Genomic DNA, 24,452 nt, shown 5'->3' with positions numbered 1-24,452 from the left:
GACACAGCGGCGCCCCCTCGTGAAAACAGGCAGCGGACTTTGCAGCCTTACTTGGCGCGCCATTCCGGCGTACGCTCCGGGCTGGCCTCCCCCAGGGCGTGTCGGACGCCCTCGGCATCATGGTCGGTCCCGTACACAGGTGTCCCCGGCTGCTGCCGCCAGGATTCGTCCAGTCCCCCGGCATCAACGCCGTCGAACCCGAGTTCGTCGACGAGTTGAAGCACGACTGCCTTGGCCTTCGGATCGTCCCCTGCAACCGGCAGGGCAATACGGCCGGGGGCGCCTCGCGGCTGACCGCGCTCGAGCAGGTGCCGGGCATAGATGTTGTTGAATGCCTTGATCACCGGACGGCCCAGCTGCCGCTCGACCCAGCGGCTCTCCGGCATGCCATTCTCGATCTCCTCGATGCGACCATCACGCTGCTGCGGATAGTAGTTGCCGGTGTCGATGACGACGACGTCAGGACCGACACCGTCGAACAATCCCGCTGGCAGGTCGGGGATGTTCTTTTCCGGGATCGTGACGACGATGACAGCTTGGTCGCGGACGGCCTCCGCGACCGAAACCGCCTTGGCGCCGGTCTCCTGCACCAATGAGGCGAGCGTCTCAGGTCCGCGGGAGTTGGCCACCGAGACCTCGTGCCCGAGCGTGGTGAAGCGACGGGTCAGGTTGCCGCCGATGTTGCCTGCGCCGATGATGCCGATCTTCATGTCTGCCTCCCTTGGACTGCGGTTCTCCGACCTGTGCGGGTTCGCGCGAAGGCAAACTCGCAGCGTCTGGCAGAAGTCACAGACCCAACTTAGAGCGAGATCCTTCGCTGCACATCGTTCTGGACGATGAAACCGACGCTCTGGCCCACGTCCAGGAAACTACCCTTCGCAAGGTGCATTTTTGAAACGTGAACGACCCCACGGCTTTGGTCTCGGGTATGCCAGGAGCGGCCATGGGCATTCATTCGGATCTGCGGTCACTTTGTCGGCCCACAGCATGCCCAAATGGAAAAGCCCAGGCTCCGGGGCGAACGGACAGGATGCCTTCGCATCTCTGCCTCGCGCACTACGGGCCTGGGCTGATGGGGTACCAGACGGGCGCTCGCATCGTCAGGCGAGCACAGGATCAAGACCGGGCCGGAGTACATCCGTCCTGGCACGGCCGCATCGGAGCCGGCGGTGACGCCCGCCGCCTCGAAGTCCACATACGATGTCCGCTAGGGTAAACCTGATATGGGGAGTGAAATCCAGTTCGCAAGACCCATCGAGGCGGGGCGGGCCAGGTTGTGGCCTTTCCTCCGTCCCCTCAGAACCTCTCCCCGCAGCTTCGAGTTGACGACGTAACGCCTTCACCCGGAGAACCGCCATGCCCGCTCCCAAAGTGCTCGTTGTCGCCACCTCGCATGACCAGATGGGATCCACCGGCCATCGCACCGGTGTCTGGCTGGAGGAACTCGCCACGCCCTACTACGCCTTGCTCGATGGAGGCGCGGAAGTCACGCTCGTCTCGATCAAGGGCGGTGCCATCCCGTGGGATCCTCGCAGCCTCCCGGCCCAAGCCGGCGAGGGACCGGGCGAGAAGCCGGAGGAGCAGCAGGAGGTCCCGGCCTCGGTTCACCGCTTCCTGGCAGACGAGAAGGCTATGCAGACGGCCCGCAACTCCCCTGCCCTTGGCAGTGTCGATCCAGGCTCGTTCGACGCAGTGTTCCTACCAGGAGGGCATGGGCCAATGTGGGACGCGGCCAATGACGAGACGCTGGCTCGGGTCATCGGGTCGATGTTCGATCAGGGCAAGGTTGTCGCTGCGGTCTGCCATGGTCCCGCCGGGCTGGTAAAGGCCAGGCGTCAGGATGGACAACCCATTGTCGATGGTCGCCGGGTGAGCGCCTTCACGAACTCCGAGGAGGAAGCGGTTGGGCTGACGAAGGTGGTACCGTTCCTGCTGGAGGACCGGCTGAAGGAGCTGGGCGGCCGCTTCGAGCGCGGGCCCGACTGGCAGCCGTTCGCGGTTCAGGACGGTAACCTGATCACGGGCCAGAACCCGCAATCCTCCGAACTCGTCGCCCGGCACGTGCTGACATCCCTCGGCAAAGCAGCCTGAATGACGATCCTGATGCTCGTCAGAGCGGCGGGCCTTGTCGGCGGGGCTCGCCTCGCCCACGCCGGCCCCGCCCAACATCGGAATACGCCCGTCCTGCATCCGCATCTGTCCGCTCACGACGTCATAGTCGTGGCAGTTCAGCAAACTCGCGTGAAGCCGAACCCGAACCTCATCTGGCCCGGGAGCACCGGGATCGGGCATCTCGGTCAGCTCCAGTCGATCCAATCCGCCCGGTGCGTGCAGTGTGAACCCCTTCATGGCCGGTTTCCGTTTCGATCCGTCGTTTGACCGTTCGGGCGAGCAGAGCCGCTGCCTCGTGCCCGCAGACGTGCGGGAGCGGTATGTTCAACCGCCAACGCCTAGTAGAGGCTCGCAAGAGCCTCTCGCGTGAAGTCACGCAGCTGCTCGCTGCGGTTCTCGCGAATCTTCGTTGGCCATTGCGGATCAGACAGGATAGCGCGGCCCACCGCCACCAGATCGAAGTCGCCTCGCCCGAACCGGCGCAGCAGTTCATCCAGAGAGCTGGGATGCGAGCTCTCGCCCTGGAAAGCAGCGATGAACTCGCCCGACAGGCCCACTGATCCGACCGTGATCGTCGCCTTGCCGGTCAGCTTCTTGGCCCAGCCGGCAAAGTTGAGGTCCGAGCCCTCGAACTCCGGCTGCCAGAAGCGCCGCTGCGAGCAGTGGAAAATGTCCACCCCGGCCTCTGCGAGTGGGGTGAGCCAGGCCTCCATTTCCTCCGTTGTCTTGGCGAGCTTCACAGCGAAGTCCTGCTGCTTCCACTGCGACAGTCGCAGGATCACGACGAAGTCCTCACCGACAGCCTCACGAACCGCCTTCACCACCGCGACGGCAAAGCGGCTTCGCTCGGGCAGAGTTGCTCCACCCCATCCATCGGTGCGCTTGTTCAGGCCGGCCCACAGGAATTGATCGATCAGGTACCCGTGAGCACCATGGATCTCGACGGCATCGAAGCCCAGCCGCTTGGCATCCCCTGCGGCGCGGCCGAAGGCGGCGATGGTTTCAGCGATATCGGCCTCGCTCATTTCCACGCCGGTTCGCTCACCGGGCATCACGAACCCGGACGGGCCCTCGAACGGCACCGGAGGCTGCCATCCCGAGGCATGCGGGTGCATGACACCCATGTGCCAGATCTGCGGCGCCATGGCACCGCCGGCCGCATGCACCTCGTCGATGACGCTCCTCCAGCCCTCCAGCGCCTGCTCGCCGTAGAAATGCGGCACGTTGGGGTCGTTCGACGAGGCTGGTCTGTCGATCACCGTGCCCTCGGACACGATCAGCCCGACCTCTCCGGCCCGTCGGCCGTAATAGGCCGCAACGTCGGGTGTCGGAACTCCGTTGGGCGAGAACGAGCGCGTCATGGGCGCCATGACGATACGGTTCTTCAGCTTGAGGGATTTGAGGCTGAACGGCTGGAAAAGAGTTTGCACATCCATGGCGACTGTCCAGTTTGTTGCGACGACAGGAACGCATCCGGCACCGGGTACTCTCGCTCAGGCCGCATCTTTCGGTCAGCACCGCAGCGCCCCTCTGCTTAGTGAGAGCCAGCCTATGGCGGACCCCATCCAGCCTCTTCCATGGCAGCCTCCGCGGCCGCGGCCTCATCGAGATCGGAACGCCATTGGCTGGCGACCAGTCGTCGGCCGGTCACCCCATCAGCCTCGGTCGAGGCGAGCCACAGCAGCGACGGGACGACGATGTCGGGATCCAGCAGGTGCGCACGCACAGCGCTGGAGACGCCTGGCGGGATCATGCCGGTCAGCGTGGCGCCGCCCGGCAGCAGGGCGTTGACGGTCACGCCTGTTCCAGCGAGATCCTGAGCCCAGATGACAGTCTCGGATTCGAGCGCGGCTTTCGACGGACCATAGGGCGAGAAGCCCCGGCGGCGCATGGTTTCATGGTTCATCGAGATATTGATGATCCGGCCCCAGCCCGCCTGGAGCATGCTCGGCACGGCAGCCCGGGCCATCAGGAAAGGCCCGTTCACATTCGTGTCGATCACCATCCGCCAAGTTTCAGGCGCAACCTCCCAGAACCGGGTCGGCTCGGTGAGGAACGCCTCACTGACGTACTTCATGCCCCGCCCGGCGTTGTTCACGAGAACATCCAGACGACCAAACCGCGAAAGAGCAGCCTCGACCGTTCGGACACAGTCCTCCTCCCGCGTTACATCAGCCGTGAGCGGAACGACCTGATCCGCATAGCCCATCTCCTGGGCTTCGTGTGCCACCTGCTCGACCTCCGCTGTCTCACGCGCGGCAGTCGCAACAACGCTGGCGCCGGCACGCACGAGGCCGAGGACGATGGAGCGGCCGAGGCCGCGTCCGCCTCCGGTCACAATGGCCACCTTGCCGGCCAGCCGCTCGGAGCCTGTGGTCATCAGGCAGAGACCAGCTGCGAGCGTTCTGATGCACGTTGAGCCGAGGCTCGGATCATTGGTCCCCTCTCCCCATTCACCGTCTGGTCGGGCCGTTGGCCGCCAACCAGCGCCGGCCAGGTTTTGTTCCCGAAGAGCCGTCTGTCACCAGCGTGCTCCTGCTGCCGTCTGAATGTGGCGGCAAGCGCGTTGAGAGCCGGATCAAAGGTTGGAGTTCTTCATCAGTCAGCGAACTCGATGCCTCGTAGCGGGGAAGTGACCTATGGACCAGAGCCAATTGGATCTCTTTGAAGCTTCCCCTTCCCTGCCGAACGGCTTCCGCTATCAACCGGACTTCCTCACAGCAGACGAGGAGAGCGACCTTGTAGGGAGGTTTGCAACCTTGTCTTTCAAGGAGTTCGAGTTTCGGGGCTACCGCGGCAACCGGCGCGTGCTGTCCTTCGGCTGGCAGTATGACTTCAACCGAATGGAACTGCAGCGAACGGACGACATGCCTGAATTCCTACTCCAATTGCGGGAGCGAGCGGCCCGCATTGCCAGCTTGGAAGCCTCGGATCTGCAGCACGTCCTGCTGACGGAATATGCCCCTGGTGCTGGGATCGGCTGGCACAGGGACAAGCCCGTGTTCGCCGAGGTGGTCGGCATCTCGCTTGGATCACCGTGCTTGTTCCGCTTCAGGCGCAAGGCAGGTCTCAAGTGGGAGCGTGCATCAGTGGTCGCGGAGCCGCGCTCTGCCTATCTGTTGCAGGGCCCCTCCCGAATGGAATGGGAGCACAGCATTCCGGCCGTGGACCGTTTGCGCTATTCGATCACTTTTCGGAGCTTCAAGCCTTCGCACTACCTAAGTCAATCTGCGTATTAGCGTTGAAGATCTGGATTGGATCAAACTTGGCCATTCAGCTTGGCCGTGTAAAGGTCCGCTCTTTGGCTGGTTCCCGACGTTCGTTGATTCTGGCAGTAAAGTTCGAGCTGCGGGTGAACCGATGCGATCGCGGAGGAAATCGCTCACCTAGTTGAGCTTGCTTCCCATAGGCTTCCCAACCCGGTTTTCTGGGAAGCGGGACCAAACCACATCAGCAGCTAAGCGCTTGAAATGATTTGGTGAGCGCGCTGGGACTCGAACCCAGGACCCTCTGATTAAAAGGCAGCGGTTACAAATGAGGGTGGGGAGTGGATGCTCAGATGTGACCCGAGGTTGGAGCATGCCTGCTCGGCTCGGAGGCTTACGCGGCCTCCTCAAGCACCTTTCGGACGGCTGCAAGCGCCAGGCCAAAGTGCTTGGCGACTTGTGCTGGTGCCACCCCCGCCAGGAGGGCAGCCCGCACCGCCTTACGCTGCCCCTCCTGTAACGCGGGTGAGGCCTTGCCGGATCGTGAGGACTTGACCCGTCGTGTTGATGGGTGCGGATTGTGGCGCTCAAGGAATACGCTGACATCTCTGACCGCATCCTTCAGCTCAGGCCGGCTCCCCCTGCCCGCCTCCATTCGTCGCTGCAATTCATTTATGAGTTGGCCAAGTTGCTTGGCCAGTTGTGCATCAGACAACCCGGCAAGCCCCGACACCTCAGCCGAAACAGGAGCCGGTTCGGACCGAGGTGTCGGTACAGTGAGTGTGACCTCGAACAGGTCGCGGGTGCGAGGCGAAGATCCCTTGTGCAGCATAGGACTTATATGGGGATGCGGCCGCCTTGATCCAAGCGTGGAGGGAGTTCGTTGCACCGTGATCAGGGGCACCCCAAGCGCTCCTGGGTCTGGTGGGTTGGGAGGTCATTTCCACCACTTCACGAATCCGTCTGGGGTCAGTTCTATCTCGGGTTTCGGCATTGCCCGCTTACCCTTGCGTTCCACATCCTTGGCCTCGTGGCTTCGCCTGGATGCCTCTTGAGATGTGGAACCGTCAAGGGGACGACCTTGCGCGCTCGGCTCAGCGGAATGGGACGTCTTCTCGGCCCTGCCGGTTTTGGAGGCCTGCCCTGCCGGCGACGCGGCGCGCGTGCTGGCTTTGGGCGCAGCGGGGCCCGGGCGAGACCGACTGGCTGTCTTGCGTCCCACCACCGGTGGGCTCGTCCGCTTCGGTCCAGCGCGGGTCACTGACTCGGCGACGGCTGGGATTGCACCATGAGATGAGATTGCGCCTCCAGTCTCCGCCAGGTCCAAGCCGAACAGGGCCGAGAGATCGTCGGTCTCCAGGACCTTTCCGACATCGAGCGGCTGACGCGAGAGTGACAGCGCCGGATCAAGATCGGCGATCAGATCCGTCTCGTCCACCGCACGCAGCCGGAACAGAAGCTCAGGCGCCTCGTCGAGCCGGGCGCCGACGCCATACAGCACCGCGGCAACGTGCTTGCACATCGAGGCCCCATCTGGGCAAGTGCACGAGAACCGAATGTCCGACGGCTTGGGGAACAAACCTCCGTCCTGGCGGCAGAGCCGCTCCATCACACCCTTGGAGAACCGGCCTTGCAGCAGTTCGACCAGAGAGTCGATGCCGCCGGCGCAATCGACGCAGATCGAGCGCCACAGCGTTGGCGCCAGCGCCGTGATCGAGGCCGACACCCTGTAAATCGATGATCCGCTGACCCTCGCCTTGATCTCCAGCGCCGAGATCTGAAGATCGATCACCGCACCATGGCGAACATAGGTCCGGCCACGCGACAGGCGGTTGTCGAGATCCTGATAACTCTCCAGGTTGTCGCACCATGCCCTGCCCCAGAACGTCCGGGCGATGATCCGCCCCTCGAGGATGACGGGGTCGACCGGGTGCCCTTTCTTGCGCAGCTTCTCCACCTCGCGCGCGGCTTGCTTGCGCCGCTCCGCAACCGGAACGTACGGGGGCCATCCATCATCGAATCCTGGAGCCATCCGCCTCACTCCGCCATGACCGATTTCAGGTCCAGAGCCACCATCCGCAGCAGATCCTCATCCTTCATTTCGGTCAGGTTGATCTCGTCTCCGCCAGCCAGCAGATCGTCCGATAGACCCTTCTTCGCCTCGATCAGCGCGTCGATCTTCTCCTCCACTGTACCCTGGCAGACGAATTTGTGGACCAGCACATTGGTCTTCTGGCCGATCCGGAAGGCGCGGTCGGTGGCCTGGTTCTCCACGGCCGGGTTCCACCACCGGTCGAAGTGGACAACGTGCGACGCCGCGGTCAGCGTCAGCCCCGAGCCGCCCGCCTTCAGGGACAGGAGGAAGAACGGCACGGTCTCATCCTCCTGGAAGGTCTGCACCAGGGCCCTGCGGTTCTTGACCGCGGTGTCGCCGTGCAGGACCAACCCGCTGCGGCCGAAGATTCCCCCAAGGTAGGCCGCCAATGGCGCCGTCATCTCGCGGAACTGGGTGAAGACCAGCATCTTCTCCTGGCGGGCGGCGACCACCTCGGCGATCGCGCGCAGGCGGGCCCACTTGCCGCTGTCTGCCTCGGCCCAGGTGCCGTCGTTGAGCCATTGCGAGGGATGATTGCAGATCTGCTTCAGCCGCATCAGGGTCGCCAGCACGATGCCCTTGCGCCGCATCCCCTCCGCGTCCTGCAATGCTTCAGTCAGACCCGTCACCGTGTCGGCATAGAGGGCGGCTTGCTTGCGGCTCAACGGGCACAGCGCCTTGACCTCTGTCTTGTCCGGCAGGTCGGCGATGACGGTTCTGTCGGTCTTCATCCGCCGCAGGATGTAGGGCCGAACCAGATCGCGCAGCGGGCCGTACGGGTCGTGCGGCCGTGCGGCCAGGGCCTTGGTGGAGCGGCCGAACTCCTTCGCGCTGCCGAGCAGGCCGGGATTGATGAAGTCGAAGATCGACCACAGATCGCCGAGATGGTTTTCCACCGGTGTTCCGGTCAAGGCGATGCGTGCCTCGGCCTGCAGGGCCTTGGCCGCCCGGGTCTGCTTGGCGTTGGGGTTCTTGATCGCCTGCGCCTCGTCCAGCACCACGAAACGCCAGAACGTTTGGCTCAGCACCGGCAGGCGCAGCAGCGCGCCATAGCTGGTGATCACCAGATCCAGGCTGGACAGTCCCTCCACCGTCGTCTGATTGAGGTCTTCGGCCGCCATCGCCGAGGGATGCACGATCCTCGCGTTCAACGTGGGGGCGAAGCGCTCGATCTCGGCCGCCCAGTTGGCCAGCAGCGACGCCGGCGCGACCAACAGGCTCGGCTTGCCTCCGGCTCCCTTCCGCTGCTGGATCAGCAGCAGCGACAGGACCTGGATCGTCTTGCCCAGCCCCATGTCGTCGGCCAGGCAGGCACCCAGCCCAAGGCCGCTGAGGAGGTGAAGCCATGCGACGCCGGCTTGCTGGTAGGGGCGCAACCGTCCCTTCAGGGCCGGGCCGGGATCAACCCCGGCACCGTCGGGGCTGCGCAGCGCCCGCAGCGTCTCGGTCAGCCACGCTCCGGCCGTGATCTGCGCCCAGTCGGCAACCGCGGCGGGTTCGTCATCCCCGGTGGCCTCGGTCCCGGCCAACAGGCGCATGGCCGCGGCAAAGGTGAGCCCCTCTCGCTCGGCGAGATCCTGCACCTCTTGGAAGCGGTGCATCGCACGCTCCAGACGCGGACGATCGATCTCGATCCACTGGCCCCGCAGCAGCACCAGCGTCTCGGTGCCGGCGAGCAAGGTGGCCACTTCCTCGGCGGTGAGCGGTTCACCTCCCAGGCTCATCTCCATGTGGAAGTCGAGCAGGGCGTCGAGCCCTGTCCCGGAGGGCGGACGGGCGCCCACCATGGCGGTGACCTGCGGGCGCGGCGGGCGGCCCGCGTGCCAGTGAGCGGGCAGGCGCACGACCACGCCGGCGCTTTCCAGATCGGGCCCGCTGTTCAGCAGCCGTGCGGCCTCGGCTGGGCTCCAGCGCAAGGGATGAAAGATCTCCCCGCTCTCGACCATGGCCTTGAGCCAGCCGCAGCGCTCCGCCGCCCGCTGCACCGGCACCAGCAGCGCCAGCAGCTTGTCGCGATGGGCAGCGCCGGCGTAGTCGCGCAAGGCCTGGCTGAGCGGCACATGCTGGGCCCGCGCCTGGGCCGACAGACGCGTGGTGTAGGTGGCGAGAAAAGCAAACGGCCATTCCGGGTCGCGGCGGTTCTCGGCCAGATTGAAGTGGACCCGGCCGACCAAATTCCAGGCCGGGTTCAGCGTTTTGAGGAACGCTTGCAGATCACGGCCGGCTGCAGTGAACGACGCGGCAAGCGCGGTGCCGAGATCGGCCCACAGGCGACGCATGATTTCTGTGGTCAGATATTCCGCCCCCGGCATCATCGGGGCCGTCAGGACGAGCGTGGTAAGCTCAGCCTCGGGCGGCGGGGCAATGGCGGACAGGAGAGCGGCGGATGGCGTCTCGTCGTCCCCACCCGACCCGCGAAGACAGACCGCCGCCACATAGCGTGCGGCGAAGTCGCGCCACCAGGTGAGGATGGGCGGCAAGGATGGGCCGACCTCACCCGCGCCGAGCTGCAACAGCCCCTCCCCGGTGCTCCGGCCAAAGGCCCAGGCCAGCCGTGCCGCCACTGTGTCATCCAGGGTGGGCGCGTCGGTGGCCTCCTCAAGCAGGAGGTGGCCACGCGGGGTGAGACGCAGCTGAATCCGAGGCATGGTGGTTGAGCGAACTCCGCAATGGTTCAATCCGCGCTGCCCGTTTGACAGCAGCCGCATTCCCCACTGACCACGGCTGAGGGCCCTTCACAAGAAGCAGTAGACGTCGTCGGTAGTTGGCCGTGATCGTCCTGTCCCTCGGCCGGTGTCTCGGCGGCATGCCGCAGGATCCCGCGCCGGCGATCATACAGGAGCATGATTCTGTCCGGTGTCAGCGTGTCGGGCCAGAAGGTAAAGCCGGTGTGCTGCTGCAGGAACGGATCCCGTCCGCAGCCCGGGACCAGACACTCCTGCTTGCCCTTCGGGCACTGCGAGAAGGGGCAGAGGCGGCCGCGATAGATCCCCTCCCCGTGCAGAATGAAGATGTCGACCTGATGATGAGCCACCCCGATCTGCTTGTCCTTGAACAGCTGCTGGAGGGCCATGCTGCGGGCCCGATTGAGGGTCTCGAGCCGGTCGAGGCGATCGAGCCACACGGCCAGATCGACATCCTTGCATTCGTGCCAGATCGGGATGCCCCAGTGCCGGAACGGCTGAAACCGTGGCACCTCGCGCCACAGCGGCCGGGCCAGCGAGCCGATCAACGCCACCGCCTCGACCTCAGGCACCCGAGTGAGCGCGGCCGTCACGGCATCCGCCGCCCGGCGAAACTGCGCCTGCCGGTCCAGCATCTGGCGCTCCTGTGCGGCAATCTCCCGGCGTGTGGGCCGTCTCATCAAACCCGGTCCCAGTCCCCTGCCTCAGCAAGAGAGCTCACACGACAATGGCATTTTCTGGGAGTGCGAACAGATCAATCGGGAAGCGCCTCAGTTATGGTGCAGCGAGAATGCGAGCCGGGCAGCGGGGCGCAGGATGCGGAACGCGACCTGCTCGAGATGGCCAGCAATCTTCTCCTGCGGCAGATCCGGATGTTCAAACATTCCGACCACCTGTGGGACCGGATGTGATTATGGGCCTGCAAGTCTGAGAGCTCCTGCTCCACGCGCTCGAGCTTGGTGGCCAGCAGGCGCAGGGCTTTCTGGAACAAGGGCTTGGCGGAGCCTCCGGGCAGCACGGTCATTCACGAAGTGAGGCACGGATGCCGGTCCGGAGGAATCTTTCGCTCTCTAATCTGCCCCTCTTACCTCGAAAGTCACGCATCGGCGCAATTGCTAAGTTATTGATATAGCTAAGCGCGGCTATAGAAAGGCAAGCTAAGTGAGCCTTGCCTACGATCTGACAGATAGATGCGCACGATTTACCGGGCGGCACCTGGCGTTGCCTTGTTCAGGATCCGCTCATGGAAGCCGATCACGGCCTTTGGTCGTCAGCCGAGCCACCAAACTCTTTGTTTCCAAAGCATTTTTGCCGATTGTCGGGAAGCCCTCCTCTGTGCAGCTGGTTAACAGAACGGCTTGAGAAACGTTTTCAAACGATCGGTTTGAAGTGTCCCAATGAATGTACAAGTGGGAGTGCAGGGCTTCCGAGCCTCGGAGATTATCCGAGGCTGCGGCATCTCGGAACGCAAGCAGAAACGGGATATGCTTCGCAAGATCACCGATGCCGTCACGGTCCTTGACCTAGGCGTGATCGACGAACTCACGGATAATGATATCCGTGTCGGCTAGGCCAAGCACAACATCATCTTCTCGATCCATTTGCCTGCCAGCTTTATGGCGCTGACGAGCTATGTCCTTAAGCAGAGCAGCGAGATCCATGCCAGTTACGAGCAGGCGATGGGTGAAAACCCCAAGCGCTTTAAGCCGACAGTGGTTGCCCATCATCTCTGCCTCGGTCGATTCCAGCAGCGACAGGTGGCTGAGGACAAGGCCACTTCGAGACAGCCGCTAACGAAAGAGCCTCAAAGAGAAAAGGGCAGCATTTTCGCTGCCCTTTATTTTTGAGAGGAACGGCGATTAGCCATCCGACCGCCCAGCGTATTTGGCATAAAGAGCATCGAGGTTGTTGACGACGAACTCGGCAAAGCCCGCATCGACATTGCGGTCGATTTGCAGCGTGCAACGCTTGGACGTGAAGTTGATTGTTGCCTTAACACGCATATCGGGAGCTTCCCAGTAAGCAGGCTCCGCGCGTGCTGGCCGGTCTTTGCGGGTCATCTCTTCGACAAGGGCGTTAAAGCGCTCGTTCGTCTCCCGAGCGTTAAAGACAGGCGTCTTGATGAACGCCTTTGCCCTCTCTGGCACAGTGGCATCGTTCTGGAACAGTTCGGCTAAGGGCAGCCAGCGTTTGCGGCCGATCTCCGGTGCAGGGCCAATCGCGTCAATAATGGCGGCTGGGATTCGATCGACCACCTGCAAGTACCAAGTAATTTGGGACTGGTTGCTGATGCCGAGCGCCGCCGCAATCGTCTCACGATTGAACTTCTTCGCCTTCATCGCAGCGGCAAATCGGGCCTTCTCGATAAAGCTCAAGTCGAGCCGAGCGTTATTTTCCTGGCCTTGCGCCACGATGAGCTCGACGTCAGTCAGCTGCGTGACGACAGCCCGGATTTTCCTTCCAAGCAAGGCAACGGCCTTCAGGCGCCGATGCCCGAATGCAGCCTCATAACGCCCCTCTTGATGAGGATGCGGCCTCACGAGGATCGGGACTAGCTGACCTTGATTCTCGATCTGATGTGCCAGTTCGGTGATCGACTGAGTGCTATCCTCCATTCGGTCGCGGATAAATGACTCATCAATCAGGTTCGGATCCAGTTCGACGACCGTTTGGCCGCTTTCAACGAGCGCCTTCAGGTCATTAATTTCCTGTGTGTCATCACGAACTAATGTACTTAAACGCTTCATAACTTGGCTTGTGGGAGCATTTTGGCGAAGCAGGCTTTCAGCCGACTTTTGAGAAACGTTCTCAGTTTCGAGAGAGATATTTTCCTTTTGGGGCGCCGCAACCGTTTCAGGGACCGTCTCAAGCGCCGCAGGGACTGTCGGGGCGACATTAGAGATTTCGATGTTGGCTTGCAGGGGGGCCGCAGTCTCCTCACCCGCCCCTGCCGTTCCGTCAAAGGACTCGACCCCAACGGGAGCGCCGCCTGACCCGGACTCGACAGTTAACTCAGAAATCGTTTCAGAGACTATCCGCAGCTTATCCTCGTATGCGGGCTCTTTGTTCACGGGATCCGGCTCTTCCGTGCCGAGGAACGCTGCCAGTCGCTTTGCACTCTTTGCCATTAGATCCTCCCCCAAGCCCGCAGGACCAGCTTCTCAATATCAGTGTTAACAGCATTCATTGACTCGATCGCACGGTCGATCGTGCCTTTTGTGAAGTCTGCGCGCTCGGCTTCGTAAATCGTCTTCTTCATGATGCCGGCATCTGAGACAGCAGTGCTTTTCCGCATTTCATGCTCAAGAACATAGTCTCCGAACATCTTCCGGAGATACTGAACCATCTGGGACTGAGGCACATCGTTTGGCTCATAGCGGGTGACTAGATATTTGAGCCAATCGTACTCTGTATTACCGCCTGCATTTTGGAGCACGCTCAGCAGGTCCTTCGTCATCGTTAGGAACTGAGCCATAGACATTACATCCATCATCTGGGGATGAACGGTGATCACGATACCTGTCGCGGCACTGAGAGCCGAGAGCGTCAGGTATCCGAGTTGAGGCGGACAATCGAGTATGACGAGATCGTAGTTATGATGGACCGTCTCAAGCGCGCCGTTTACGCGGTCGAAGAAGCGCTTGCCCTCCTGCTTGTTCTGGAGAGCCATTGGCACTTCGTGTTCGAACTCCATCAGCTCAAGGTTTGCGGGAATAATGTCCAAGCCCTCGATATAGGTTGGGCGGATAATATCCTTGAGCGGAATTCTCTCGTCAGTATAGCGGATGTTTCCGTAAAGGGTCTGGTTCTCAAGCACGTCGAGCTCCGGATGGAGGCCGTGAACAGCTGAGAGGCTCGCTTGCGGATCCAGATCGATGGCCAGAACGCGGTAGCCGTTGATGGCTAGATACTGCGCCAGATGAGCCGCAGTTGTAGTCTTAGCTGATCCACCTTTGAAGTTCGTACAGGCGATCACCTGAAGGTGTTCGCTCCCGCTACGGTGTTTCAGATACTGCCTCTCCCCTTTCGCGTTCGCATCGAGATACGCACGCAGGTTTGCGACGTCCTTGAGGGTATAGAGACGTCGGCCATTCGGCTGCACCTCCACATCAGGCCCCTTCCCGTCCAGCGATAGCTGGCGCAGGTAACTGTCCGCGACACCAAGGAGCTTGGCGACCTCACCGGATGTCAGCTTCCGAAAGGACTTCTGGGCCCGCGGCGGAAAAGCGGTCTCAAGCTGCCGGTGCAGGTTCTTGGAAAGCCTGGTTGCATGCTCTCCAATAAGGTCGAGCCCCACGCGAGGCGCCCGAATGGATGTTGAGCTAGCAGATATCTGACCTTCGCTCTTGAGCTTAGGCAGAGCCATCTAGGTCCTCCTTCTTACGGAAAAATGCCGGCAAGCAGCCGAATTCCGTCTCATCAAAGGCGGGGAACGTTAACATCTGGTTAAATGGAGCTGATTGGGTGAGGTAGTGGCTTCGCTCTTCCAAGGTTTTCTGGCTACAACTCTGTCTCTCAGCAAAAACTTCGTGCGGCAGAGTCGTTTTAAGCACGTGTATAAAACTCCGCCTACCCTTTTCGGAGCCGAGGATCTGGTCCCGCTGGCCCACTCGCCACCACCGGTCTGATTCGGCTTGGCTAGTATGCTATATCCAGCCCTGCAGCAGAGGGCTCTGCAGCGGCCTACCCTCCCCTGGCGGGCACTTGTCAGCCTGCATGCCGCCAAACCAAGAGTAACCGAGAAACCAAACAAGACGACGAAGCCTCGCTCCTGGTTGTGAGAATGTTACCTCATCGTCACTTCTACGAGGAAAGAGCGGATCGTCTCTCGCTCGATGTGGGCCGAAAACGGCGGTGACGTCATCGGTTTCAGACGGTCATGGTTTTACACCTGTAAAAAGCGCAAGGATGGCTTTACGGCCATAAGGTTGACGACAATGAAATCCGCCTTCCGCCCGCGTTGGCGCCGAGGGTGACCCTGGGATCCTGGGATCTGACAGGTTTAAAGTTCACAGGGCCGTACTGCAGATGTGTCCTTAATTAGGAGACCAGGGTGTGATGCCAAGTTCGGGACCGTGGACGGAAAATATCACGTTTTTACGCCTGTAAAATTGACACTCAGAAGAATAGCGGCCCTCCCCTTCATGCTGGGTATGCTGCCGACAAACATGCAAGACGCATGCAGAGTAATCACTGGGCATCGAGGAGAAGTCCTGGTCATGTGGAGGTCCGCCGGGTCAATACGTTTCCCACTCAGAAGGCTTCGAAGCCAAAACGCTTTCTGGTTCCGAGCTCGACCTCGTAGGTATTTACAAGTGTAAAAAGCCTAATAGGTTGGACCAGTCGCTCATCAGGTTGGTTCCTCGTGCCAGCTCAAGCAGAAGGTTCACCGGTACGGCCCCCACTTCGATCCGACATCAGATCCTTGCGGGAGCCAGACAAGAAGAAGGGCAGGGTTTCCGCGACACCGTGGTAGCGATCACGAACGGGTACCGCGTCGTCACACCCCCAGGCAGCAGGCAATACGACCATCGGGGCAGCGGCCACCAACGTGCCGTCAGCAAGGCCAACATGTACAAGATCGCCCAGATGGCTCATGACGGCTTCGCCAGAAGCATCAATCCAGTTCATACGATGTCGGATGGCGACACGATCTTTGCGCTGTCCACCGGCAAGGGCTCATCGATCCGCGCCGATGTTTCCGCCATTGGCGCGATTGCTGCCACAGCGATGGCCCACGCCGTGGCCCTGTGCGGTGGTGCAAGCTGAGAGCCTGACAGAGCATTAGCTCCCGGCACACAGAGGCTACGTGAAGGGGTGAATTGGACCTGTAGACCCGATCTCAGGGGCGGAGAGGGGGGCTGCTTCGCCTTCCCAGAGATTCGCCATCTCCCTGTGCAGGGCTACTCCACGTTTTGCATGGAAGCTGGCAGCGCCAGCCCAGCCTTTCGCGCTTGATCCAACTGCTTCTTCACCGAGGAGGCCGACCAGTTCAGGCTCCCGCGTGGCGTCCGCTCCCGCATGCACTCGAGCTGCGCCCCGATATCTCGGAGGGAGAGGGTTGGATTGGCCATGGCAATGCCAGCAACCAGCGTCATGAGACGATCCTCCGGGTTCTTGCGCGAAGCGGGCTTCAGCAGGGCAGGGTCCGCCATATGCTGCGACACCAGCTTGCCCACAGCACGCCGCAGGCGGGCCACAGTCCAGGATTCGCCGCTGCCACCCAGCACGCGCACGACATCTTCCCAGGGATAGTGCGGGCGCATGCGACGAACCGTCGGCATCCACCGATCCGCGCCGGCGATCAGCTCATCAAGATAAACCTTCTCCCGGGCGGCGGCGATCTTCCGGATTGCGTCCGGGCGGCGCTCACGCATTCCTGGGTTCCCCGGCTTCTTGCCCCGCGCCTTGGCGGCCCTGATGCCGGCCTTAGTGCGCTCGGAGATGAGGGAGCGCTCCAGTTGTGCGACTGCGCCAAGCACCTGTAGGGAGAACATGCCTTGTGGCGTCGACGTATCAATCGGATCCCGGAGAGAGCGGAAATGCGCTTTCTTGGCTTCCAGGGTTTCAATCACCTCAAGAAGGTGGCTCACCGAGCGGGCGAGGCGGTCGAGACGCACCACGACCAACACCTCTCCCGGCTTGATTTCGCGCAGCAACCGCGCCAGTACCGGCCGTGCCCGGCTTGCGCCGGAGCCATACTCGTGGTGGATCTCAGCGCAACCGGCAGTACGCAGCTCATCAAGTTGGGAATCGTGCGCCTGATCCTCGGTGGACACTCTGGCGTAGCCAATCAGGCGCTTCCTGGAAGGGGAGGGGGCAAGCATTCTTCGCTGGTTAAGTGAGATCTGCGGAAAGCCCCAGACGCGTAGCCGCCTGACGCAGTCGCCGATCCCGGGTCCAGAGCAGGGCCTCGGGAGAAAGTCTTGCTGCTGCTAGAAGGTGCGCATCGACAAAGCCAATCCCAAGTCCGTAGAGTTGCTCCCGCTCAATCAGCAGCATGACCTCATCATCACTGGCGACGGTGGCCTGGGGCAGGTCGCGTAGGGACTCAAGCACAGTCCTGCGCTGGCGAAGACTACCGAGGGCAAGCTCACCCGTGACGAAGGAATGCGCCAGTACGCGCCCTGTCCCGAGTAGATCAGCCAACACGGAATCGCTGCTCTTCAGGTGGTCGATCCACACCGAGGTATCGACGATGATCACTGAGCATCCGTCTGTCGGCGTGGGATAGGCTTAAGGTCCGGCTCGGTGCCGCCAAGGCGGGCCAGCCTTCGGGCACTCTCCCGCTCAATCAGAGCCTTCAATGCTTCCCGAACCAGGGCCGACTTCTCCTGCAGGCCCGTAAATGCCCGCGCCTTTGCGACAAGTTCGTCGTCCAAGGCAATCGTTGTTCTCACGCCAGTACCTCCATCCTATGACACTTAAAATAGCATCAAATGACGCCGATAGAAATGCCGTAATGATGTTGCCGCTTAATTCAACAGCTAATCACCTCACCCACAGCGGCTGTGGTCGAGATGTGTCTGCCCAACTCCCAGTTACCAGATGTGATTATGAGAAAAGCAGGAATCTAAACCTTTAGGAAACTTCCGTTGAGTACCAGCTGTACACTTTCATTTATCATTAGCAATCGATCGTTTGAAAACGTTTCTCAAGCCATTCTGTTAACCAGCTGCACAGGGGAGGGCTTCCCGCCAGCCGGCAAAAATGCTTTGGAAACAAGGAGTTTGGTGGCTCGGCTGACGACCAAAGGCCTCCCTGGGCTTCCATGCCCGGTCCTGAACAAGGCAGCGACAGGTGCCGTCTGACAAATCAGTACGCATCTATCCGTCAGACCGTAGGCAAGGCCAATTTAGCTTTCCTTTCTACAGCCTAGCTTAATTATATCAGTAACTTAGCAATTGCCCCGATGCGTGACTTTCGAGGCAATCGGGGTGTCGCTTTTACTTAAAAGTTTCAATTTGAAGCAGCTAAGCAGAAATGGCTGCTCGCATTCACCTTAGCGTCTTCAACTGCCATTCTCTAAGTATCGGCGATTCCGCGGATTTCTGCATCACAGCCCTGCGGCTTTCGTCAGATTGATCCGGAAGTGATCCCGCCGGCGCTGGTAGCGCCGCGTCATTTCGGCGGAGGCATGCCCGAGCTGACGCTGGACCGCCGCTTCGTCGGCCTCGGCGGCGGAGGCGAGCCCCGCCCGCAGCGAGTGGCCGCCAAACGCATGCGCCCGCTGTCCCTCGGGCAGATCACCACGGACGCCCGCCGCCAGTGCGGCCCGGCGCACCAGGCGAACCACGTGCTTGTCCGAGAGGCGCTCGGCGGTCACGCCACTGTTCGGCCGCAGCACCCGCCGAAACACCGGCCCATGCGCGATCCGGGCCATGCTCAGCCAGGTTTCGAGCGCCCTTACGGGGCAACTGCGGTCCGACGAGCCCCGGCCCACCTCCACCGTCCGCCAGCCGGTCTTGCCGCGGACCCGCAGCAGAGCGCCGCCGGCCAGAATCTCGATCCAGCCCTGGCCATCGGTCGTCTGATCGGGGCCAGCGTCCAAGCCGACGATTTCCGAGCGCCGCAGCCCCCCGGCGAAGCCGAGCAGCAGGATCGCGCGGTCGCGCAGGCCGCGCAGGTCGTGGGGGAGGGTGGCGAGCATGGCCAGGATGTCGTCCGCCAGCAGCGCCTCCTTCTGCCGGGGTGGCTTGGCATGGGTGCGCCGAATGCCGGCCCAGACATCGACGATGTGCCGGTCCTGCCGGTCGAGCGGCCGTCCGGTCGAGCGGTACCGGGCGGTGAGCGCCGCCAGACGCCGCTCAATGGTGGCCACCGACAGGGGGCGCTGACGGGGACCGTCGCCGGCAGCCAGCGCCGCGAGATACAGGCCGACCACCTGCGGGTCCGGGAGCTCGGGATCGACACCGCGCCGGCGGCACCACTGCGCGAACTGGCGCCAGTCCGACGCATAGGCCCGCGCCGTGTGGGCGCTGTCCTTGCGGCTGGCGTAGGTGCGGGCGGTGTCGGCCAGCCGTGCCAGCGGGGCGGGAAGGGCGGCGTGCGGCCGTTCCTGACCCGGTCCCGGCTCTGGAACGGGCTCGGACGCGGCGTTCGCGCGGCGCTCAGACGGCTCATGAGCGGGCGGGGCGGGGAGGTCCGGCATGAGGTGGTCGCGTTTCATCGGCAGCACGCTCGCATGCACCGGATCGACGACGTCCTCGCCGAAGCCGAAGCGCCGCCGTCCGCTGGCGGTGCTCCGCCGCTTCGGGGTCGCGGGTGCTGCGGGCCTGGAGAGGTCAAGTCAGATCCCAGGGATTGATCACCGATACGCCGGTATCGTCAAAATCTTTCTCGTTGCGGGTGACGAGGATCAGATCATGGACGATCGCTGTCGCAGCAATCAAGCCATCGATGTCACCGCGCGGCCGGAGGGCCGCGATGCGGCCCCATTCGACGGCGATCTGGTCGGTGACCGGCAGAATGCGATCGGCGTGGTTGTGGCGCAGCTTGCGCAGCCACTCGGCGAGATGGCCCGCGGCCTTCGGGTCGGACCGCTGCTTGAGCGCGATGCCGCGCATGATCTCGCCGAGCGTGAGCGTGCTGAGATGAACGCTATTGGGGTCGACCGCGCGCAGCCAGGCGGTCGCCTGCGGCGAGCCCCGGCGCGCCTCGGAGACGATATTGGTGTCGACGAGGTACATCAGAGTGCGACGTCGCGGCTCGGCGTCGTCGCGCGAGTGGCGACGGCCTCGGCGAAGGCATCGTCCCAGGCCGGCCCGGTGAGCAGATCGTCGACCAGGCTCGGCCGGCCGGCGCGGAGCGCGTCGTAATCAGCGGCCGAGAGCACCACGGCGGCGCGCTCGCCGCGCAGCGTCACAACCTGCGGGCCCTCGCGCTGGGCTTTCTGGACCACCCGCGAGAATTGATTCTTGGCATCTTGCAGCTGCCAGTCCATGGCGGCTCCTCCTGGCTAGACTGTCTAGCCATATAGGCAGGTGGTTCGCCGTGTCAAGGGTTGCCGTGGCCAAAGCCTGGCCGCGGCGCGGGCGCATGTCCGATAAGGCAAGCTTATCGGACATGAAATATCGCCGACACCTGCGGCGCTTTGGGGCTCAATTGTGATGACAATGCGCCGTTGCGGTCTATACTCGTCAGATGAATCGCTCCGCTCCCACGCCCACGCCCCGACGGGCGGCCGTGTCCCCCTCGGTTGCCGACGCCGCCCCAGAAAGCCTGGCTCTGTCGGGGTTTCCGCGGTGGTTGCGGACCCCGGCCGTGCCGGGTCCCGCCGAGGCCGCGTTTGCGGCCGGCGCCGCGCTCGCCCTGCTGGATCAGCTCGTGCGCCGGGATCCGCCCGAACTCGGCGCTTGGCGCATGCGCCAGGCCCTCGCCGCCGCCACCGCGTGCGCCGCGTGGCTGCGGCTGCGCACCGACCTGGCCGGGCTGCGCGACGCCGAGCATCTCACCCGCGCGGGCGATGATCCCGGCCCTGCCGGACGGCTGCACCGGGCCTGGCGGCAGCTCGCCGCCGAGCCGCTCCGGGATCCACTGACCGTGCCGGCGCGTCTGGCGCCGCTGCTCGGGATCGCCACCGGCCTTGTCGCTCCGGTGGGCGGCCCGGCCCGGGAGGACACGGATCATCCCGTCGCCGCGGCAGCGGCGGCCGCCGCCCTGACCCTGCGGTCGGTGCCCGTGCCGACCCCCGAGATCGAAATTTTGGCCTGGATGGTGGCGGACGCCACCCTGGCGCACCGCCTCGGGTGGTCGGCCCCGGTTCCCCTCCTCGCGACGGCGCTTCTCCATGCGTCGCTGCGCCAGGGATCGGAGCGGCGGCGGCCCCAGCCCGGGACCTCGGGCTGGCTCACGGCCTGCCACGCCGCCTATGCGCGCGCGGCGGCCGACGCCCATGGCCGCGCCCAGGATCTTCTCCGGCGCGGTGAGCGGCTGCGCGCCGCGCTGCCCGCCGCCCGCTTCCGGGGCCGCGACCGCGGCCTGGCCCTGTTTCTCGCGGACGACGCGGTGGCGCCGCCGCGCCTCGTCGGGACCGGCTCCGATCGCGCCGCCCGGCGCTTCTGCGACCGCCTGGTGGCGCTGGGCGCCGTGCGCGAACTCACCGGGCGGCCGACGTTCCGGCTGTATGGGCTCTGAGATGGCTCGGTCGCGCCCGCCCTCCGCGATGGCCTTCGATCCCGCGCTCGACGACCTGCCGCCGGACGCCCGGTGGCGGGAGTGGATGGGCCGGGTCGAAGCCGTGATCTTTGCCTCGCCCGAGCCGGTGCCGCGCGCCGTTCTGGCCTCCCTGGTGGGACCGGACTGCCGCCTCGACGACCTCCTAGCCGATATCCAAAGCGAGTTGCGCGCGCGGCCCTACGAGCTGGTGGTCGTCGCTGGCGGCTGGCATCATCGCACGCGACGACGCTTTGCCGAGGCGATCCGGTTTGTCCGGCCGCCCGCCGACCCGGCTGAGCGCGGGCTGAGCCCGGCCGAGCGTCTGGTCGTGACGGCGATCGCCTATCTGCAGCCGGTCACGCGCACGGAACTCTCGCGCCTGTTCGGCAAGGAGGTCAGCCGGGATGTGATCGCCCGGCTCAAGCGCCTCAACCTGATCGGCGCCGGACCGCGGTCGCCGCAGCCCGGGGCGCCGCTTACCTATGTCACCACGGAGAGCTTTCTGACGGGATTCGGCTTGGCGTCGCTGCGCGATCTGCCCGATTGGGACGCGCTGGAGGAGGCCGGCCTGCTGCAGGCCGCAACGCCGTCGGCCGACACGCTCGATCGCGAACTCGGTTTGGTGGCCGATCGTGAGGGCGAGGATGGAGCCGAACGCCCGGGTCAGGAGTGAGTGGGGCTGCAGGCGCTCATCGTCCGAATGCCACAGAGTGTGGCCGTCAGGCAGTTTCGCGCATCCAGCATTCTCGTGCATAGGAAAACGTTGTTTCTCGGTCGCTTTCGAGCGGCCCTGAGTCATTGCTCGACCACCCTGTGCGCCCATCTTCGGGGCCGAAAGGAGGAGCCAGCCAGCGGAACCTTCGTCAATGGCAAGGCTTGACGCTCAGTGATGCAGACGCTTTTCGCCTACACCTCTTGGACGAGGGAGTGGCCCGGCTGGGCACGCTACGGCAGCGCCATCCTTGTCGTTCTCCTCATGTTGGTGCTGCGACTGGGCCTTGCTGATTACCTGCCGGCATACCCGTTTCTGCTGTTCTTCATACCGATCATCGTCAATGCCGCTCTGTTCGACCAAGGAAGCGGCGCCTATTCGGTGCTCCTCTGCGCTGCCTTGGCCATCTACTTCTTTATCGAGCCGATTGGCAGCTTTGCCATTGCCGACCCGCGTCAGATCACGAGCGTGGTCCTCTTTGTTCTGATCGGCTTGACGGCGGCCGGGATCATTGAGGCCTTGCATGCCACTGCCCAGGAGCTCGTTCGGGCGAACAAGCAATTCGCAGCTGCTGACCAGGAAAAGGATCTGCTGCTGCGGGAAGCCGGTCACCGCATGAAAAACGATCTTGCGACCCTGACCGCGCTGGTCCGATTGCAGGAGCGGGCCATGCAGGACCAAGCCGCCCGGTCCGCTCTCGCTGCGACGGCAGACCGAATTCAGGTTCTGAGCCGTGTCCGTGAGCGCCTGAGGTTGGGGCAGGGCGCCAATGCCATCGTCGACGTCGCCGAGTTCATCGCCGAACTGTGTGACGACCTCAAGGCTGCCTTTCTTCATCTACGCCCGATCGTAATCAAGGTGGACGCGGAACCACACTGGCTGCCGCAGGAGCGGAGCGTTGCCATCGGACTGATTATCAATGAGCTTGTGACCAACAGCCTGAAGCATGCTTTTCCCGATGATCGGAGCGGGGCGATTACCGTGCGGTTTTCCCGTCAGGACGATGTTTTCGAGCTCGAGGTCAGGGATGACGGGATCGGGACCCCGGATGGGGAGGGAGCCGATCGAAGCCCCCCAACAGGTCTCGGACAGCGCTTAATTCGGTCGATGGCGGCCCAGCTGGGTGGGACAGTGACGGTCGGGCCTAACAAAGGGGCTTCGGGAACGCATACAACGGTTCTGTTTCCCGCCGCTCCCTGACAAAGATCAGTCTGTGGGCCTACAGATCGGCCGACCAGTGTTTGACCCGCTTGTTGGAATGAAGCGCTGTGGGACAGTCCGTCGCACCAACCCTCTCGCCATGGTCACGTTCGTTGCTGGATTTCAGCTTTGGGATTACGTACTGGCACAGGAAGCCCTGTGCCCTCAATCTGGCTCCCTCCTTGGCCCAGCCCGATGGGGGAATCCTGTAACCCAGGGTCAGCCATGAAAACTGCATCAGAGTATCGCCAACACGCCGAAGAATGCCGTGCCTTGGCCAAGCAGATGCCCGCCGGAGACCAGCACGATCAACTCCTGGAGATGGCCCGGACCTGGGAGAGTCTCTCCACGGATCGGGAAGCGCTGATTGACAAGCATCCCGAGCTGGACACCAGCCAAGCCCCGGCTAGGGCGTCGCGGCCGCCGCCGAAGCCATAAAGCACTCTGCTGCCGCCTTCTGGCTCTGCGAGAGCCCGAGGGGCAGATGATGGGCCGATATCGTTGACTGGTCCACGGTTGTCGTCCGCTCGGAATTCGGCACCATAGTCATCTTGCAGACGAACCCAGTCGGATTAAAGGACGTGAGTCTCTCCCGTGATCTCGCCGGCCAAGCCACCTCGATCCGACAGGGGCTGAACTCGTTGCGGGTTGGTTCCCTAAGGCCCACAAGTGGCTTGACCGCTTCTGTGCAAGCGCCGGAATTCGCTTCCGTGCCAACCAACGCTGAGCGGTCCTTTTTGAGGTTCGGAGCAAAGCGTGGCGCCAAAGATTGCGTTGGCCTTAGCGGCCTTGTTCCGCACGGAGGCTGCAACTTCGGATTTCCCATGAGGGTTGCCGCGAAGCCGACTGAGGCGGGCCGAGAGCCTGTGAATGATCGACCCGTTTCGGCAGCTATTGGACCACGTCGATAAGCTTGCGAACTTGTTCAAGAAGATGGCCATTCCGGAACGGCTTGTCGAACACCGCCGCAAAGAGGTCGTGATGGTCTCGGGCAATCGCGCCTTGCGCCCCGCTCATTAAGATAATGGGCAGATCTCGGTATCCTGACGTGGCCTTGAGCGCCCGCGCCAATTCAAGTCCGGTCATCAGAGGCATCATGAAGTCCGTGATCACCAGTGCAGGGCGTTCTTCCTGGATCATCGCCAGCGCTTGGCGGCCGTGTGACGCCTGCGCGACCTCGTATCCCTCATCCTCCAGCAGGCATGCGATCATCTCAGCAACAAGGAACTCATCGTCAACGACCAAGATCTTTGTCACAATGCACGGTCCTTGTTCGCCATTGGATC

The 24,452-nt window shown here is 63.0% G+C and carries 21 protein-coding genes and 2 pseudogenes; 6 read left to right on the top strand and 17 right to left on the bottom strand.

Translation table 11 applies throughout. The features are described from left to right. Positions 1-47: 47 nt before the first annotated feature. Positions 48-710, bottom strand: coding sequence for an NADPH-dependent F420 reductase (locus tag RE429_RS29195; protein WP_414476315.1), 663 nt, complete (start codon positions 708-710; stop codon positions 48-50). Between the two features lie 646 nt (positions 711-1,356). Between RE429_RS29195 and RE429_RS29190 the strand changes: the two genes are divergently transcribed. Then, positions 1,357-2,091 carry a type 1 glutamine amidotransferase domain-containing protein gene (locus RE429_RS29190; protein WP_414476314.1) on the top strand — a complete coding sequence of 245 codons (735 nt, stop codon included), beginning with the start codon at positions 1,357-1,359 and terminating at the stop codon, positions 2,089-2,091. Positions 2,092-2,139: 48 nt separating this feature from the next. Here the strand turns inward: RE429_RS29190 and RE429_RS29185 are convergent. From RE429_RS29185 to RE429_RS29175, 3 genes and pseudogenes are all read right to left on the bottom strand, one after another. After that, positions 2,140-2,349: pseudogene (locus tag RE429_RS29185) on the bottom strand (NAD(P)-dependent alcohol dehydrogenase); the annotation flags it as partial. A 101-nt stretch (positions 2,350-2,450) separates the two neighbouring features. Then, on the bottom strand, positions 2,451-3,548 hold the full coding sequence (locus RE429_RS29180) for an NADH:flavin oxidoreductase (protein ID WP_414476313.1): 1,098 nt from the start codon (positions 3,546-3,548) through the stop codon (positions 2,451-2,453). Positions 3,549-3,661: 113 nt separating this feature from the next. Beyond that, positions 3,662-4,492, bottom strand: a complete 831-nt coding sequence (locus RE429_RS29175; RefSeq protein WP_414476312.1) for an SDR family NAD(P)-dependent oxidoreductase — start codon at positions 4,490-4,492, stop codon at positions 3,662-3,664. Between the two features lie 259 nt (positions 4,493-4,751). Here RE429_RS29175 and RE429_RS29170 point away from each other — a divergent pair, with 259 nt between their 5' ends. Continuing rightward, positions 4,752-5,351 carry an alpha-ketoglutarate-dependent dioxygenase AlkB gene (locus tag RE429_RS29170; RefSeq protein ID WP_414476311.1) on the top strand — a complete coding sequence of 200 codons (600 nt, stop codon included), beginning with the start codon at positions 4,752-4,754 and terminating at the stop codon, positions 5,349-5,351. A 904-nt stretch (positions 5,352-6,255) separates the two neighbouring features. Here the strand turns inward: RE429_RS29170 and RE429_RS29165 are convergent. The 6 genes from RE429_RS29165 to repA all read right to left on the bottom strand — a co-directional run bounded on the left by RE429_RS29165 (position 6,256) and on the right by repA (position 14,463). Beyond that, complete coding sequence (locus RE429_RS29165; RefSeq protein WP_414476310.1) at positions 6,256-7,350, bottom strand: SWIM zinc finger family protein; 1,095 nt, start codon at positions 7,348-7,350, stop codon at positions 6,256-6,258. Between the two features lie 5 nt (positions 7,351-7,355). After that, the gene (locus RE429_RS29160; RefSeq protein ID WP_414476309.1) at positions 7,356-10,061 is read right to left on the bottom strand and encodes a DEAD/DEAH box helicase; all 2,706 of its coding nucleotides are present in this window, start codon (positions 10,059-10,061) and stop codon (positions 7,356-7,358) included. Positions 10,062-10,087: 26 nt separating this feature from the next. Then, positions 10,088-10,777 carry a hypothetical protein gene (locus RE429_RS29155; RefSeq protein ID WP_414476308.1) on the bottom strand — a complete coding sequence of 230 codons (690 nt, stop codon included), beginning with the start codon at positions 10,775-10,777 and terminating at the stop codon, positions 10,088-10,090. 843 nt (positions 10,778-11,620) lie between these two features. Further along, entirely contained in the window at positions 11,621-11,824 is a 204-nt protein-coding gene (locus tag RE429_RS29150) for a hypothetical protein (protein WP_414476307.1), read from the bottom strand. A gap of 132 nt (positions 11,825-11,956) precedes the next feature. After that, positions 11,957-13,225 (bottom strand): plasmid partitioning protein RepB, encoded by a 1,269-nt coding sequence (gene repB, locus RE429_RS29145; RefSeq protein ID WP_414476306.1) that lies wholly within the window; start codon positions 13,223-13,225, stop codon positions 11,957-11,959. Further along, complete coding sequence (repA, locus tag RE429_RS29140) at positions 13,225-14,463, bottom strand: plasmid partitioning protein RepA (RefSeq protein ID WP_414476305.1); 1,239 nt, start codon at positions 14,461-14,463, stop codon at positions 13,225-13,227. The genes repB and repA overlap by 1 nt, the downstream gene beginning before the upstream one ends. Positions 14,464-15,494: 1,031 nt before the next feature. Here repA and RE429_RS29135 point away from each other — a divergent pair. Continuing rightward, positions 15,495-15,885, top strand: a pseudogene (locus RE429_RS29135) (P1 family peptidase); the annotation flags it as partial. 115 nt (positions 15,886-16,000) lie between these two features. Here the strand turns inward: RE429_RS29135 and RE429_RS29130 are convergent. The 6 genes from RE429_RS29130 to RE429_RS29105 all read right to left on the bottom strand — a co-directional run bounded on the left by RE429_RS29130 (position 16,001) and on the right by RE429_RS29105 (position 20,040). After that, positions 16,001-16,924, bottom strand: coding sequence for a recombinase family protein (locus RE429_RS29130; protein WP_414476304.1), 924 nt, complete (start codon positions 16,922-16,924; stop codon positions 16,001-16,003). 10 nt (positions 16,925-16,934) lie between these two features. Next, complete coding sequence (locus RE429_RS29125) at positions 16,935-17,303, bottom strand: type II toxin-antitoxin system VapC family toxin (RefSeq protein ID WP_414476303.1); 369 nt, start codon at positions 17,301-17,303, stop codon at positions 16,935-16,937. Further along, the gene (locus RE429_RS29120; RefSeq protein WP_414476301.1) at positions 17,300-17,497 is read right to left on the bottom strand and encodes a type II toxin-antitoxin system VapB family antitoxin; all 198 of its coding nucleotides are present in this window, start codon (positions 17,495-17,497) and stop codon (positions 17,300-17,302) included. Before RE429_RS29120 ends, RE429_RS29125 begins: the two co-directional genes overlap by 4 nt. 656 nt (positions 17,498-18,153) lie before the next feature. After that, the gene (locus tag RE429_RS29115) at positions 18,154-19,266 is read right to left on the bottom strand and encodes a tyrosine-type recombinase/integrase (RefSeq protein ID WP_414476300.1); all 1,113 of its coding nucleotides are present in this window, start codon (positions 19,264-19,266) and stop codon (positions 18,154-18,156) included. 115 nt (positions 19,267-19,381) lie between these two features. Beyond that, entirely contained in the window at positions 19,382-19,786 is a 405-nt protein-coding gene (locus tag RE429_RS29110; RefSeq protein ID WP_414476299.1) for a type II toxin-antitoxin system VapC family toxin, read from the bottom strand. After that, on the bottom strand, positions 19,786-20,040 hold the full coding sequence (locus RE429_RS29105; protein WP_414476298.1) for a type II toxin-antitoxin system Phd/YefM family antitoxin: 255 nt from the start codon (positions 20,038-20,040) through the stop codon (positions 19,786-19,788). Before RE429_RS29105 ends, RE429_RS29110 begins: the two co-directional genes overlap by 1 nt. Positions 20,041-20,360: 320 nt before the next feature. Here RE429_RS29105 and RE429_RS29100 point away from each other — a divergent pair, with 320 nt between their 5' ends. From RE429_RS29100 to RE429_RS29090, 3 genes are all read left to right on the top strand, one after another. Next, positions 20,361-21,233: a DUF1403 family protein gene (locus RE429_RS29100; RefSeq protein ID WP_414476297.1), complete on the top strand. Its 873-nt coding sequence runs from the start codon at positions 20,361-20,363 to the stop codon at positions 21,231-21,233. Position 21,234: 1 nt separating this feature from the next. Next, positions 21,235-21,927, top strand: a complete 693-nt coding sequence (scpB, locus tag RE429_RS29095) for an SMC-Scp complex subunit ScpB (protein ID WP_414476296.1) — start codon at positions 21,235-21,237, stop codon at positions 21,925-21,927. Between the two features lie 216 nt (positions 21,928-22,143). Further along, a complete protein-coding gene (locus tag RE429_RS29090; protein WP_414476295.1) occupies positions 22,144-23,166 on the top strand; it encodes a sensor histidine kinase in 1,023 nt (340 codons plus the stop codon). An 891-nt stretch (positions 23,167-24,057) separates the two neighbouring features. Here the strand turns inward: RE429_RS29090 and RE429_RS29085 are convergent. Beyond that, positions 24,058-24,423, bottom strand: a complete 366-nt coding sequence (locus RE429_RS29085; protein WP_414476294.1) for a response regulator — start codon at positions 24,421-24,423, stop codon at positions 24,058-24,060. Between the last annotated feature and the right edge of the window lie 29 nt (positions 24,424-24,452).

The organism is Microvirga sp. M2 (genome assembly GCF_047497095.1).
Lineage (GTDB): Bacteria > Pseudomonadota > Alphaproteobacteria > Rhizobiales > Beijerinckiaceae > Microvirga.
This window is presented reverse-complemented; position numbering and strand designations above follow the sequence as displayed.